Genomic DNA, 14,232 nt, shown 5'->3' on the forward strand with positions numbered 1-14,232 from the left:
AAGGGGAATCCGGCCAGGTGGGGACCTGGCCGGATTATTTGAAATCAAATTAAGTTATGTCAGTTGAACTAAAGAATTTACCTTTTCAATTCGTCTTCGAATAACTGATCAACAGGATATGGAGAAAACCAGCTCCGCTGGTTTGCGGAATGTCCATAATTAAATCATTTCTGTTATGGAATATTTGTTCAACTTATATAGTTAAAGTGAATACGTGAACAATTCCTTCAAGTCATTATCCGATAGGTCGGTCATCCACTGACTGGATTGGATGAATTCTTCGGACATCGATTGCTTTTGCACCAGCAGGGCATCGATTTTCTCCTCGATCGTCCCGATCGTTACAAATTTATGGACATGGACAAATTGCGTCTGTCCGATGCGGTAGGCACGGTCAGTCGCCTGGTTTTCGACAGCCGGATTCCACCATCTGTCCGCATGAAGAACATGAGTTGCAGCGGTCAAATTAAGGCCGGTGCCACCTGCTTTCAAGGATAGGATGAAAATCGGGAATTTACCAGCCTGGAAAGAAGCCACAAGTGAATCACGCTGCTGCTTCGGCATGCTGCCGGTCAGGAATGGCACTTCATGGCCATACAGCTCATTTATAGCCTGTTGCAGCAAATGCCCCATTCCGATGTATTGCGTAAAGATCAAACATTGTTCCCCGCGTTCTGCAATTTCCCCGGCCAAGGTCACAATGCGCTCCAGTTTTTGAGAACGGGGCATGATTTCAGCAGCGCTCGTATACGGCTCTTTTAAGTACAGAGACGGATGATTACATAGCTGCTTCAATTTGCTCAGCATTTTCAATACCAGCCCTTTTTTCTCGAAACCTGTGAGCGTCTCCATTTTCTGCACCGTATCCTGTACCAACCCTTCGTAAAGAGCGGCCTGTTCGGGCGTCAGAGGACAATACTCCAACTGCTCCAGCTTTTCGGGCAGATTCAATTGCAGATCTGGATCTTTCTTCGTCCGACGCAAAAGGAAAGGCTGAATCCGTTGACGCAATTTTTCCTTATGTTCTTCAGAATTGTCGCGTTCGATCGGAATCATGAAGTTTTCCTGGAACTGCTTGATGCGGTACAGGTAGCCTTTATTGATAAAGTCGAAGATCGACCACAACTCAGACAGGCGGTTTTCAATCGGTGTTCCCGTCAAGGCGATATGGTGATCGCCTTTGAACTTGCGGATCGTCCGCGATTGTTTGGTGTACATATTCTTGATGTTCTGTGCTTCATCCAGCGTAATGCTCGACCAATGCAGGCTCTGCATTTCTTCGCCGTCAGAAGACGCAATGCCGTAAGTCGACAATACGACATCCGGTTTTTCTTCCGCTAAAAAGGCATTGAATTCTTCGCCTTTAGGACGGATGCTGCCGTAATGGGTGACAACCTTCAAAGCAGGCGCAAAACGTTCCAATTCCTTCTGCCAGTTGCCGAGCACAGAAGTCGGGCAGACAATCAGTGAGGGCTGATCCGGATTCTTACCGTGCACATGCAGGAGATACGTAATCAGCTGAACGGTCTTTCCAAGCCCCATATCATCAGCTAAGCAAAGACCGAAGCCTTCTTCGCGCATAAACACCAAGTAATCGAAACCGATTTTCTGGTAAGGGCGCAGTTCTGTCAACAGATTATTCGGCAACGTAGTTTCCGGCAGATCGCGTTTATCCAGCAGCTTATCCAGCAAAGTTTTCAGAGAGCGGTTCAAGTGGAATTCCACCAGTGGATCTTCTTCGTCCGCTGTTTCCTCCAACATGATTTCAGGCACGTTCTGGAACAGCATATCTTTGATCGTCCAGTCTGCATCTTCCGCTTCTTCAATCATTTTCCGCAATTGCATCAAAAGGTTTGAGTCGACACGCACCCATTCATTGCCGATGCGGATAAATTCCTTGTTTTCGGAAACGAGGCGTTGGAAATCCTGCATGCTCAATTCATGGCCATTCAGCGAAAACTGCCAGTCAAAATTGACAATCTGGTCAAGCCCAACGACCGACGCTTTCTTGATCGGTGAGTTGACGTTGGCTTTGACACGGATCTTCGACTCCTGGACAGCCTTCAACCATGAAGGAATCGACACTTCAACACCGAAGGCCTGGAGGATTTCTGCATCGTTGCGGAGAAACTCGAGAATTTCTCCATCTGTCCACTCAGCGTGGTAAAAACGGTCTTCATCAAACCGCTCAACAGAAGGACATAAACTCAACAGCAGCGCTTGGCGTTCTTTGATATCTTCAGTAAACGCGCGCCATTTCTCAGGCAAGGCTTTATCGATCGGTTCATCGGCACGGCGTTTGGAAGGGGACCAATAGACACTGCCCCGTTTCGAGCGCATCACGACTTTAAAAGACCAAAACTCATCCGCATCCGGTTCGCTCAGTTGTACGGCAACGACGTAGTCATCCGCATCCGCCATTCCCTGCCAGCCTGCTTTTTGGACAAAACCTTGAATATAAGGCAGTTGAGCAACTGATAAGCCTTTCTGGCGCAATTGATGATGGATCGTATCACTGAGGAATGTCCGGATTTCTTGATCTCCGTACTTATCACTGATGACAATGTCTCCGTCTTCAACCGAAACATGGTCCCATAAAATTGGGTCGCTTAAAGAGTCGGCGACTTTTCCAGCAAGTTTCAACCAGCCTTCATCTTCTGCACGTTGTCCGGCGAATGTCACGTAATGGTGAGGTTCGCTTTGGAATAGACGCACAAAATCAGCGGGTGTCAACACCAGGTCCAAACCATCTGTCTGAGCTGTCAAACCGAAAAAGCTGTCCTTGTCCAGAAAATACAAATACGGTTTCCAGATTTCCGGAGGAATCCGGTTGCCGGCTTCATTGGTAGCCTGAATACGGAAAAGCTCTCCACGATTAATGGTTAGATAGTAGAGGCGGCTTCCTTCAGTTTGGAATTGATTCATATAAGATTTCCTTTCTCGATCTCTTCCTGGAGTGCACGCAGACGTTTATTCTGCGTACGGATTTCATTGATGTATGCAGTCCAGAACTCCATTTGACCGCTTTTCTTGCAGGCGGCTTTCATCTTTTTCCAGATGCGGACCGCTTGTTTATAGCTCGGGCGATTGCGTTCTTCAAGGTGAGCCAGCGCATACCGGTGGAACAGCGGGAGCACATAATCCGGTGCTGCCGTCTGGACTTCCTTGAGTCCGCATTCCTCTGCAAAATACAAAGGCGAATTATGGAGGTGATGCAATTCTGCCCATTGTTTGTATAATTGTTTTTCGACTAAGTAAGCAGAGTAGGCGGGCAGCCCGTAATGGCCGAATTGCTTGAACAGATCCTCCCAGTCGTACTCGCTCAATTCGATTTGTGAAAATAAGCGGCTGAGCGTACGCACGTATTGATGGCGATATTGTGTATAAAGCCCTTCAAAAAGGAAAGTCTTCACATGCGGTTTGATCGCCAGCAAAATAGTCGTCAATGCCTGTGGATGATTTTCCCCTTCGGCAAGAACCGCCAGTTCTACCCAATCATGCGTTTCGTTCGGTGATATTTTTTTGATATCCAAATCTTTCTTTAAAATAACAGCGAAAAACGCCTTCAATCGTTCATCCGGATTTTTCAATGCGGCCAGTTCTTCTTCACGAAGTCTGCTGGTGGTGAACAGATTGGTCCAAAACAGCTGGTAAAGTGAGAAACGCTGTGAAAACGAACTGTCTTTCACTTCCATAAATTCACGAATCAAGGTTTTCAAGTATTCAAAAAAAGCATCCGCTTCAAATGTTCGGTGTTGAACACGCAATTGAGCGAGCAAATCACGTAATTCATGCAGTTCATCGTCAAACCATGTTTTGAAGAATGAGTGATGGACTTCCTGAGTGCCGGCGATGAAGGTAGCCCACACTTCCGTCAAGGAAATAAAATGCGCATAGGCGCGGTACAGCACTTTCCACTCCCGCTCCAAAGGCACATAGGATAAGGCGTTTTTCAGACGTCCATCGTACATCTGTTCAAAATAGAAGTAATTCCGGGTGGTGTAATCTGGAATCGCATCACGCCAGATGCTGCGGATCAGCTTTGTCCATTGTTCAGGAGAGCGTTTTTCAGACAACAAAGCCAATTGTTTGCTTTCAGGCTCGCGCCACGACGCTACCCATTCGGAAAGAGAACCGATTTTTTGATATAGCGCAAAAATGACCGCCAATCGGTGACGGCACATCGTCTCCTGCGGACAAGCGCATATTGCCGTGAGCTTATCGAAATTGAGAATGACTTTAACTGCATGTGCATCTTTGACAATTGCCTCGAGTAAAAGCCGTTCCTCATTGAACGACTGAATCTGTACGCCGTCATGGCGCACTAAAAAGACTGCTTTTCGAACCATTTCTTCATCCGAAGCACGCGTCGGTAGAAGTGATTTGTCGATAGCAGCCATATAATTGTGAATCGTATCTTCGAATCTTTTCGCCAGGGATTGAACCGTAGCCATATGCATCGCCCCAAAATAAAACTTTCCTTCTATTATACGTCTTTCTGACTGCTCCGTAAACGATGAAGAATACTTTGCTCTTCCCTCTCCCGGAAAGCCACTGGTTTATTTTTCGGTAGTCCTTGTTTTATGTAAAGTAAATGGTACTATAGTAGTAATAAAGTTCTAAATAATTTAATGGAGATAGGAGAATGATAGTTGCTCAATTCGTTTGTTTTGGAAATCCCCGACTTGCGTTCTGTGTTGCATCCAAAGGACGTTGTGGCTTGGGAAGTAATCTATGCGAAAGCTGAATTGGTATTTGGTAAGATCAGCTGGCAAATTTCGTCAGATGGTGATTGTTACAGTATCCAAAACCCGCGGCTGTTTCCGGATTACCTGGAACAGATACAGGTCGATTTCAAAATGAACCGAATCATTTTTTACAAACGGCAAATGTCAGATGAAGAGTTCCATAGCCTGGTGACTTATATTATGGATAAAGTTTCGATTTACATCAATCCGGATGAAATGCATTTCATGGTCAGTCCTCCGCGGCATCGCCACCAGCGGACCCGCAGCAAGAAATAAGGAAGCTCTATATGAAAAGCCTGTACGCTAATCCGAGTTTTGGGATGGTGGACAGGCTTTTTCTGTTGGGGTAGTTTTAGAACGGTTTTATAAATCGCTTCGTCCTTTAGAGAGGATTAGGTTTGAGTAATTCTGTAAGTGGTTGGAGTGGCATTCTTTGCGGGTTCTGTAAATCGCTTCGGCGCTTTGGAGAGGACTCCCGCCATAAGCCAGGCACCGCTCCGCTTGCCAGTCTTATGGCTCCGTCCCCTCCGGTGGCGCGCCTCAGCTGAGTGTGGAGTTTATAAGCAATCATCATCCTTTTTTTGTGGGGGTAAGGAGAGTGAGGTTCTGAAAACACTCGGCAGCGGTGGTGCACGCGCCTTCGCTTGGAGTGGCAGTATTCTTTGCGGGTTCTGTAAATCGCTTCGGCGCTTTGGAGAGGACTCCCGCCATAAGCCGGGCAGCGCTCCACTTGCCAGTCTTATGGCTCCGTCCCCTCCGGTGGCGCGCCTTCGCTTGGTGTATTTTAATACGCAGCCAGCGTTTTTTGGGTGGGGGTAAGGAGAGTGAGGTTTTGAAAACACTCGGCAGCGGTGGTGCACGCGCCTTCGCTTGGAGTGGCAGTATTCTTTACGGGTTCTGTAAATCGCTTCGGCGCTTTGGAGAGGACTCCCGCCATAAGCCAGGCACCGCTTTGCTTGCCAGTCTTATGGCTCCGTCCCCTCCGGTGGCGCGCCTTCGCTTGGGAATGGTGGCATTTTTTTCTGGTTCTTCTAAAAAGGTTTGAAGAAGACGCAATAATTTTGTCTCGTATTTATTAAAAATTGCTAATATTATGTCAAATTTGTAACGAAATCGTAGTCTGATACGTCTATTGTATAAGACTGTTCTTATGCAATTCTATGTTCGAAAAGGGGTTTTTATGGTATGATATATGTAATCAGAATATTACAAAAAAGATGGGGGTGAGTCAGATGTTGCATGTGAAGCTCATGAAGCCGTTCTATACTAAGAAAGAAGGGCATTTGGTGAAGTTCGTGTTTGCTTATCAGTACTTCTCTATCATGAAAGACGACGAGCTGTTCCATTTCATTCCTGTGGAAGGCAAAGAGATCATCGTCAACCTCAATACATTCCAGGTTGAAAATCTCTCGGAAGTCTTCGTCTTCCAGAAAGGCAATCGCTTTATTCGCTTACCTCTATACCAATTGTTGCTCGTGTCGGATATTCACAGACATCTTCAAGCGATCCTGCAGGAAGAGCGAGCCGAATTGATCGAGGTCAACGAACAGTCGAGAAAAGAAGCGGCGGACGCCATTTATTTTCTGGAGCAGGAAAATTACAGCCGTATGATTGATGAAGCATTGAGTGCAGGAGACCGGGCGATGTTCGATGAATTATTGGCCCAACAGCGTGAATCACAACAACTACATGGAGGTTTGTAAAGTGAAATCAGCAGCCTATGGATAAAGAACGCCTTTCCGGATCATCAGGGGGAGGCGTTTTTGAATGCGGTAAAGAGAAGCTTCAATCAAGGGGTTCTTCATCCCCCACGTTGATCCAATCGGACTTTTACGGTCAGTGGATTTCCCGTTTTAACGGGAGTCCTACTGCCCATTAAAGCGGGATAAAATGGAACAGCAAAAGCCCTTTTCCGCTTGAATGGGAAAAGAGCTTCTAGGTTTCTGCGTTATTCATAGGTCACCCCTTACATCAAAGTATAAAAATTGATAAATAACATGACGGCTGTCGAGCCAGCCACTCCGATTGCAAGATCTCCCCAGCCGAGCTCAAGTACTTTGTCGAAATTCATCGCGATCCGCTCCTTTTCGATTGGGTTTTGTTGATGGAAGATCTTACAGGTAAGTTACCGTATTCGCTAACTTGTTTTTTAGTATAAATAAATGATTCATAATAAACATCATACAAATTAACTAAAAATTCTAAAAAATAAAACAGAATTTTTTATATTGTCCCGATTTTGAAGTGGTAAGCGGCACGAGCTGGATTGAACTATGGAGCAGGTATTGGTACATTGAATCATATGGACCGTGACGACGATACAGAAGGGGGACTATTCCTAGTGAAATTCTATTTATCGATGGATATGGAAGGTGTTACAGCTTTGCCGGATTATACATATGTGGATTCAAAAGAAAATAATTACGAGCGGGGACGCCGCCTGATGACGGAAGATGCCAATGCCATCATCCGCGGCTCATTCGATGCAGGAGCCGAAGAGTTTCTGGTCAACGACAGCCATTCGAAAATGAATAACCTGATTGCGGAAGAGCTGCATGAAGACGTGGACTTGATTTCCGGAGGGGTAAAGGTGTTTTCGATGGTCGAGGGCTTGGACAGCAGTTACACGGGTGCTTTTTTTGCCGGCTACCATGCACGGGCAGGCCAAAAGGGGGTTATGGCCCATTCCATGATTTTTGCGGTCCGGACCATGTGGATCAATGACGTGGAAGTAGGGGAACTTGGCTTTAATGCATATGTTGCCGGCTATCACGGGGTACCGGTTCTAATGGTGGCTGGAGACGATTGTGCATGCCGGGAAGCGGAAGCCTTGATCCCGAATATCACGACAGCAGCAGTTAAACAATCGCTGACGCGTTCAGCCGTTAGAACCCTGCATCCGAAAAAAGCGCAGAAGCTTTTGCGTGAACAAACCATCCGCGCCATTGAAAACCGGGCAAATGTCCATCCGCTCGTGCCACCCGAGAAACCGCTGTTGAAAATCGAGTTCACGAATTACGGAGAAGCAGAACTTGCCGCCATGATGCCGGGTTGTGAGTTGGAGGAAGGCACGACCATCGTGCATTTTCAGGCGAAAGATATTCTGGAAGCTTACCGGGCCATGCTGGTGATGAGTGAACTTGCCATGCAGGCAAAGTTCTGCTGAATCGCGGGTTGATTAACTAAAGCGAATTCCAGGTTATAATGAAAAAAGCCTGAAATACAGAAAAAGAGGAGTAGATCATTTTGCGGAAATTGCCGAAACGACTGAAAAAAGGGGACACCGTCGGCATCATTGCGCCTTCGAGTCCGCCCAATCAAGAAAACCTGCAGAAAGCATTGCCGTTTCTGGAAGAACTGGGTTTAAAAATCAAGCTTGGCAAATCGGTTGATGCTGCCCATGGCTATTTAGCGGGAACAGATGAAGAACGTCTGGCCGATCTTCATGCCATGTTCGAAGACCCAGAAGTGTCCGGCATCATTTGCGCGGGCGGTGGATATGGTGCTGCGCGTTATGCAGACAAGATCGATTACGCCATGATCATGGAAAACCCGAAAGTATTCTGGGGCTATTCAGACATCACCTTTTTACATACAGCGATCGGCGAATACGCCGAGATGGTGACATTCCACGGACCGATGCTGGCATCTGATGTCGGCAAGCCGGAATTCCATGAACGCAGCGGCCGCATGTTCGGCCAATTGTTCGAACCATTTGAGCTGCATTATACAGAAGAAGTCGCACCGCTCGATACACTGGTCGGTGGAGTCGCGCAAGGTGAACTGGTCGGCGGAAACCTGTCGCTGATCCGCAGCGCAATCGGCACCAAGTTCGACCTGGATGTCAAAGGCAAGATTTTATTGATTGAAGACATAGATGAAGAGCCTTACGAAGTGGACGAGATGCTCAACCAATTACGGATGGCGCGCAAATTCGATGAAGCGGCAGGCATTGTCATCGGTGACTTCAAAAATGCCAGCCCGAAAAAACGCAAGCCTTCACTGACGTTGGACCATGTATTCAACGATTACTTCAGCGACTTGAAGATTCCAGTCGTCAACGGCTTTAAAATCGGCCATTGCGAACCGCATTTCTCGGTACCGCTCGGGGCGCTTGCACGGCTGGATGGAGACGCGAAAACTTTGACCATCCTTCCGGGAGTCGAATAAAGAGAAACTTCAATCCGTGGGAGGTTCTAAATCCCCAGCCCATTAAAGCGAGATAATCCGAAAAAGAAATGGAGTGGAGAATTTGCTGCAGACAGAATCTACGGCGTGGGTATGTAGTGTGCCGGTCGCAACCGTTTGGACAGCGCCGGAAAAAGCGCGTCCAGTCGATGCAGAAGGCATTTCAGAAAATCCGAACATCAATAAATGGCTGCAGGAAATGAGCCGTACGGACAATAAAGACCTGACGGACAGTGGCCGCATCCAGACGCAGCTCCTCTACGGAGAGCCTGTATTGATCGAGGAAGTGGTGGATGGCTGGGCGAAAATCATTGCGCTTTGGCAGCCATGCCACAAAGACGAGCGGGGCTACCCGGGATGGGTGCCGAAGGATCAATTGAAGGAAGTCGAAGCCCTGACTGAGCTCGGCTACGCTCGTGTAACGGTCAACAAAGCCCAACTCTGGACAGAAGAATTCAAGCCTTTAAAAGCTGTATCCTTCAATACTTTATTGCCGGTCAAGGAACTTGGCGATTTCGTCCGCCTGCAGACACCGGATGGCGATGCGTTGGCCATGGCGGATACTGTGGAAATAGTTGCCGCTTATAACCAAAGTCCGCGGGGGAGCGGCCTGGACATCGCCAAACTGGGAGCCGGGTTCTTGGATCTGCCTTATCTATGGGGCGGCATGTCGAGCTATGGCTATGATTGTTCCGGATTCACTTATAATTTAATGAAAGCAAACGGCATCATCATTTCACGCGATGCTGTTGATCAAGCGATGGAAGGCAGCGAAATCGATCAGCATGACCAGGATTCCTGGCATATCGGTGATTTGCTGTTCTTTGCCTATGAAGAAGGAAAAGGCAATCTTCATCATGTAGGGGTCTATTATGGCAACGGCTTGATGCTGCATTCCCCGACTCCTGGAAAGTCAGTGGAAATCATTGAACTGGCCGGCACTAAACACGAAACGGAGTTATGCGCCGTTCGCCGTTTTGTGGAAACCGAAGAACAGGACTAAAGGGGATACTTCCTCTCTGTATTTTCCAAACAGCCCGCTATCACCAGCTTTGTGAATAAAATCATTTAGCTGGAGCGTTTGCTTAGAGATGAAATGGGCAACGAAATGTGTTATAATAAACAGATAGTGTTTAAAAAGAGAGGCGTGGTAATGATGGCATTCCAACCCCATGAAAAAGAAGTATCAGAATTCGTAGCAGCGCGCTACATCGGTGAATGGATTTCCTTCACTCGCAACGGCGTCGATGTGAACGGCACCATCTTTAAAATTATGGACAACTCGGTAATTGTTGAGATTTCACCAGAAGACGCAAAAGAAATCGGTGCGCCATCCAACATGACCGTAATTTCACATAAGAAATATCGCATCGTCGAAGCATAATCCCATTAGAAAGAAGGCTGTCTGCCAAGGACAGCCTTCTTTTTTTGTGCTGTTTTATTAAGAAGCTTCTTGGTTTGTGGTAATAGTTTGAGCTGGGTTCTACAAGTCGCTTCGGCGCTTTGGAGAGGACTCCCGCCATAAGCCAGGCAGCGCTCCGCTTGCCAGTCTTATGGCTCCGTCCCCTCCTGTGCCGCGCCTTAGCTTGGTGTGGGGTATATACGCAGCCATCCTTCTTTTTTTGTGGATGGTAGGTGATGTAGGGTTCTGAAAATGCTCGGCAGCGGTGGTGCACGCGCCTTCGCTTGGATAGGGTTGAGAAGCTTTTAGCTAGCAGTAATAGTTTGAGCTGGGTTCTGCAAGCCGCTTCGGCGCTTTGGAGAGGACTCCCGCCATAAGCCAGGCAGCGCTCCGCTTGCCAGTCTTATGTCTCCGTCCCCTCTGGCGGCGCGTCTAAGCTTGGTGTGGAATTTGTAGGGAGAAGTTCTGTTTGCGTGCAGTAGTAGGTGGAAAGTGGATCTGGAAATGCTCGGCAGCGGTGGTGCACGCGCCTTCGCTTGGATAGGGTTGAGAAGCTTTAGCTAGTAGTAATAGTTTGAGCTGGGTTCTACAAGTCGCTTCGGCGCTTTGGAGAGGACTCCCGCCATAAGCCAGGCAGCGCTCCGCTTGCCAGTCTTATGGCTCCGTCCCCTCCGGTGCCGCGCCTTAGCTTGGTGTGGGGTAAATACGCAGCCATCCTTCTTTTTTGTGGGTGGTAGGTGATGTGGAAGTTTGGAAACGCTCGGCAGCGGTGATGCACGCGTCTTCGCTTGTAGTGTTGAACGGATGACATGTTCTACATGAAGTTTTCGAGTGGCTAGCTGAGAGTTTCCTGGTTGTACTGGAACAAACGGCATCTCTACATGAAACTTCGGGATTCCTACATGAATCCCGTGAAAATGTGCTGACAAATCATATGTTGAGTGGGGTAATCCATCACTGAGTGTGAGCTAAGTCAGGGTAGAGTGTGTCGCTTCCTATGATGGGCAGTTCGCCGTGCGAACAGCTTCCATTTAGGGGTTTGAACTTGTTGGAATAGGTGGAATTCAGGTAAGGATGGGAAATGTGCAGATAAAGGAGTAACAGGTTCATGTATAGAGGTGAAGCGGTCATGTAGCCGTTCAAAAAAGTCATGTAGAACCACAAAAAGTTCATGTAGAAGCATTCAACTACTTGCTCACTACCACCCGCAAACCTAAAATCAAAAGCGATCCGCTTCGCTCCTCCAGCATGCCCGCTTTTCGCAAGCGAAAAGCATAAGAACAAATCACTTCTTTTCTCTCTTCAAATGAAGGCAACAGAGATGCTTACAATTTCACTCTATATTAATTAGAAGAAACCTAGAAGAAAGAGCGGAAGGAGGCGAAGGGCAAAGATGTGCTCCTGCATCGCTACGCTAGCTTCGTCGCAAAGGCATTGCCCGAATTACCTTCGGCCAATACCTTTCCTGGGGAGCAGCGAAGCGACGAAGTGCCGAAATCCACTCGGGCCATAGCCCGAGTTAGTTCGGCGCAAGCCCCTTGGCAGCTGGCCCCGCGACGTCCTGTCGCGCCAGCTGCATGACCCGCATACTGCGGGCCCGAAAGCGTCCTCCTGGAGCGATTTCTCCAGCCTTCTCAATCTCTCCTCAACCATTCTTCTAAGCCTTTTGGCTCAAACCTTTTAAATATTGGAAAATGTGGCAGCTAATGCGTTCCAAAGGGGGAGCTTTTTTGGTAAAGTAAAGTGAAGCAGAACGTCAATTGCCTTGAAAGGACATACGCGCATGATATCAGACTTCAGATTCTGGCACTTCTTCCCAAGACAAGGGCAACTTATACATAATATCCAAAATACCGAAATGCGCAACGTCAATAAACGCATTGCCTGCATCATCGCCATCGGCTTGCTGGTCTTTGCCATCAGTGAAATCTGGGGCATGAACACCGATTCCCTGACGCCGCTATTAGCAGCGGGCATGTGGGACGCTTATACATTGGCGCGTTGGACGTCGCTTGCCGGAACACTTCTATGGGCAGGCTTCTATTTGGCTTTCCATCTTTATGGCGCCGCTTTTCTATTCAGCAAAATTCTCAGAATGCCATGGCGGGCAGCGATTATTATGCAGACCTACGTCACTGCATTGCTGGTCATTGAAAAGGGCTTGGTTTTTGTATTGTTTTCTGTGACTGGCTTTACGATGCCCGTATCAATCTTTTCGTTTGGACCGATTGCTGCGACATTCCTGGATAACCATTTCCTGATTTATTTCTTTAATCAACTGACTTTATTCACTTCGTTGATCATTGCGGTGCAGTACCGATTTATCCGCAGCTTTACAAAAATCAACCCGAAGCTGATTTTACTCGGCTTGATCATGCTTCATATTTTCGCCGCCCTGATCGTGGCGTCATTCGGTCTGATTCCAGTGGATGATATGCTGAGCGGTTTCATGGAAGGGGGCAATCCGTTTGAATAGATTCTTTTTTGTGGGCTTATCTGTTGCAGTTATCGCCTTTTTGACGGCCAACACCCTTTTGATGTTTGGCGAGAAAAGCATCCTGTCGAAAAGTGTCTATGTCAGCGACTATGAGCAGGCCTATACGCGTACATACGAGACCCATATGTTCAAGGAAGCATTGACGGCACCGCAGGGGACTGTGGAAATCTATGTGCAGGACCACGAAGCGCTTCAGCAATGGATGGTGGGTGAAGGCGACAGTGTCACAGCCGGATCCGAACTTGCCACCTTGAACGAAGCTGAAACCGAAGAACAGCGTGCGGTTTGGGAAACGCAGAAAACTGCTTTGGAAGGGCAGCGGACAGAAGTGAGAAGTTCGCTTGCCACGCTTCAGCAGGCGAGAGCTGCTCAAGGCGGACCGGTATCGCAGGATGCGACCGATAATTCCGAAATCACCAATGACGAGGATGAGACCATTCAGTTTGATGTCAATGTTTCGGTCGGGGTAGCAGTTCCGCAGGATGGTTCCTACGCCGCAGGCATTGCGCAGGCCGAACAGCAGCTGGCTTCGATTGAATCGCAATTGGCAGTGCTCGAAGCGCAATTATCGCAAAGCCTGTCGAATCCATCGGTCATCAGCCCAGTGGACGGAACAGTCGCTAAGATCAACCGGGACACAGAACCGTTGAGCATCGAACTATATTCAAATGAAAAAGTTTTCCTCAGCTATGTGCTGGAGGATGAATGGCCGCTGGTTGAAGTGGCGGATCTGGTTAAAATTGAAGGTGAAGGCATAGACGGCATTGCGACTGGAACAGTCCAAAGTGTTTCCGAGATGCCGGCTGAAGAATCCAAATGGCTGGAAGCCTATCATCAGTTAGATCCAAAAGAACAGAACAACCCGCTCGCCTATTACGAAGTGCGGATTGTTGCGGATACGCCGATTGAAAACACCATGCCTTATGGCAGCAACGTCAATACATCGATTACCTTGGAAACCGCAGAAGACGCGGTAGCTCTTCCGACCGCCTGGCTTTTCAACTATGACGGTACGGAAGGCAAAACCCATACCTTGAACATCAATGGCCGGCCGAAGACTCTGGCAGTGGCAACCAATTTTGAAGACGGTGCGAGAGCCGTGTTGTCTGAGGGCCCTGAAGCTGGAACGGTTATCATCCATGAGGAAAAACTGGAGAACTTCGTTTCGCCTCCAAAGGTCTTCATGCCGTTCCCAAGCTACCAGCCTGATTTCGAATACGCCAAAAATACGTATTGGCGTGCCTATGTCGAATACCTGCTGGCCCGTTAACCATTCACAGACCGACCCGTAAGCAACAGCTTTCGGGTTTTTGATTGTTCAAAAGAGCGTGGGGGTTAATCTGCAGGGTGCAATAGTGTACGATGGATTGAGATAAAACTGCTCAGTGGAGATCTTG

The 14,232-nt window shown here is 47.9% G+C and carries 10 protein-coding genes; 8 read left to right on the plus strand and 2 right to left on the minus strand.

What is annotated here, in order from left to right; all coding sequences use genetic code 11:
• Nucleotides 1-201: 201 nt before the first annotated feature.
• Both Q0785_RS01905 and Q0785_RS01910 read right to left on the minus strand, forming a co-directional pair.
• Entirely contained in the window at nucleotides 202-2,925 is a 2,724-nt protein-coding gene (locus Q0785_RS01905; protein WP_298824525.1) for a DEAD/DEAH box helicase, read from the minus strand.
• Nucleotides 2,922-4,454 carry a hypothetical protein gene (locus tag Q0785_RS01910; protein WP_223634808.1) on the minus strand — a complete coding sequence of 511 codons (1,533 nt, stop codon included), beginning with the start codon at nucleotides 4,452-4,454 and terminating at the stop codon, nucleotides 2,922-2,924. The genes Q0785_RS01905 and Q0785_RS01910 overlap by 4 nt, the downstream gene beginning before the upstream one ends.
• A 198-nt stretch (nucleotides 4,455-4,652) precedes the next feature.
• On the opposite strand from Q0785_RS01910, the gene Q0785_RS01915 reads away from it, so the two are divergent.
• The 8 genes from Q0785_RS01915 (at nucleotide 4,653) to Q0785_RS01950 (ending at nucleotide 14,105) form a co-directional block, all read left to right on the plus strand.
• Entirely contained in the window at nucleotides 4,653-5,024 is a 372-nt protein-coding gene (locus Q0785_RS01915) for a hypothetical protein (RefSeq protein WP_223634805.1), read from the plus strand.
• Between the two features lie 956 nt (nucleotides 5,025-5,980).
• Nucleotides 5,981-6,451 carry a transcriptional regulator gene (locus Q0785_RS01920; RefSeq protein WP_223634802.1) on the plus strand — a complete coding sequence of 157 codons (471 nt, stop codon included), beginning with the start codon at nucleotides 5,981-5,983 and terminating at the stop codon, nucleotides 6,449-6,451.
• A 638-nt stretch (nucleotides 6,452-7,089) separates the two neighbouring features.
• Nucleotides 7,090-7,914 (plus strand): M55 family metallopeptidase, encoded by an 825-nt coding sequence (locus tag Q0785_RS01925; RefSeq protein ID WP_298824807.1) that lies wholly within the window; start codon nucleotides 7,090-7,092, stop codon nucleotides 7,912-7,914.
• 80 nt (nucleotides 7,915-7,994) lie between these two features.
• Nucleotides 7,995-8,918 carry an LD-carboxypeptidase gene (locus tag Q0785_RS01930; protein WP_298824529.1) on the plus strand — a complete coding sequence of 308 codons (924 nt, stop codon included), beginning with the start codon at nucleotides 7,995-7,997 and terminating at the stop codon, nucleotides 8,916-8,918.
• An 82-nt stretch (nucleotides 8,919-9,000) separates the two neighbouring features.
• Entirely contained in the window at nucleotides 9,001-9,939 is a 939-nt protein-coding gene (locus tag Q0785_RS01935; RefSeq protein ID WP_298824531.1) for a C40 family peptidase, read from the plus strand.
• 153 nt (nucleotides 9,940-10,092) lie between these two features.
• Complete coding sequence (locus tag Q0785_RS01940; protein WP_317851904.1) at nucleotides 10,093-10,320, plus strand: DUF2187 family protein; 228 nt, start codon at nucleotides 10,093-10,095, stop codon at nucleotides 10,318-10,320.
• Nucleotides 10,321-12,121: 1,801 nt separating this feature from the next.
• Nucleotides 12,122-12,814, plus strand: coding sequence for a hypothetical protein (locus Q0785_RS01945; RefSeq protein WP_298824537.1), 693 nt, complete (start codon nucleotides 12,122-12,124; stop codon nucleotides 12,812-12,814).
• Nucleotides 12,807-14,105: an efflux RND transporter periplasmic adaptor subunit gene (locus tag Q0785_RS01950; protein ID WP_298824539.1), complete on the plus strand. Its 1,299-nt coding sequence runs from the start codon at nucleotides 12,807-12,809 to the stop codon at nucleotides 14,103-14,105. Before Q0785_RS01945 ends, Q0785_RS01950 begins: the two co-directional genes overlap by 8 nt.
• Nucleotides 14,106-14,232 lie beyond the last annotated feature (127 nt).

This window comes from uncultured Planococcus sp., from assembly GCF_947501725.1.
Taxonomy (GTDB): domain Bacteria; phylum Bacillota; class Bacilli; order Bacillales_A; family Planococcaceae; genus Planococcus; species Planococcus donghaensis_C.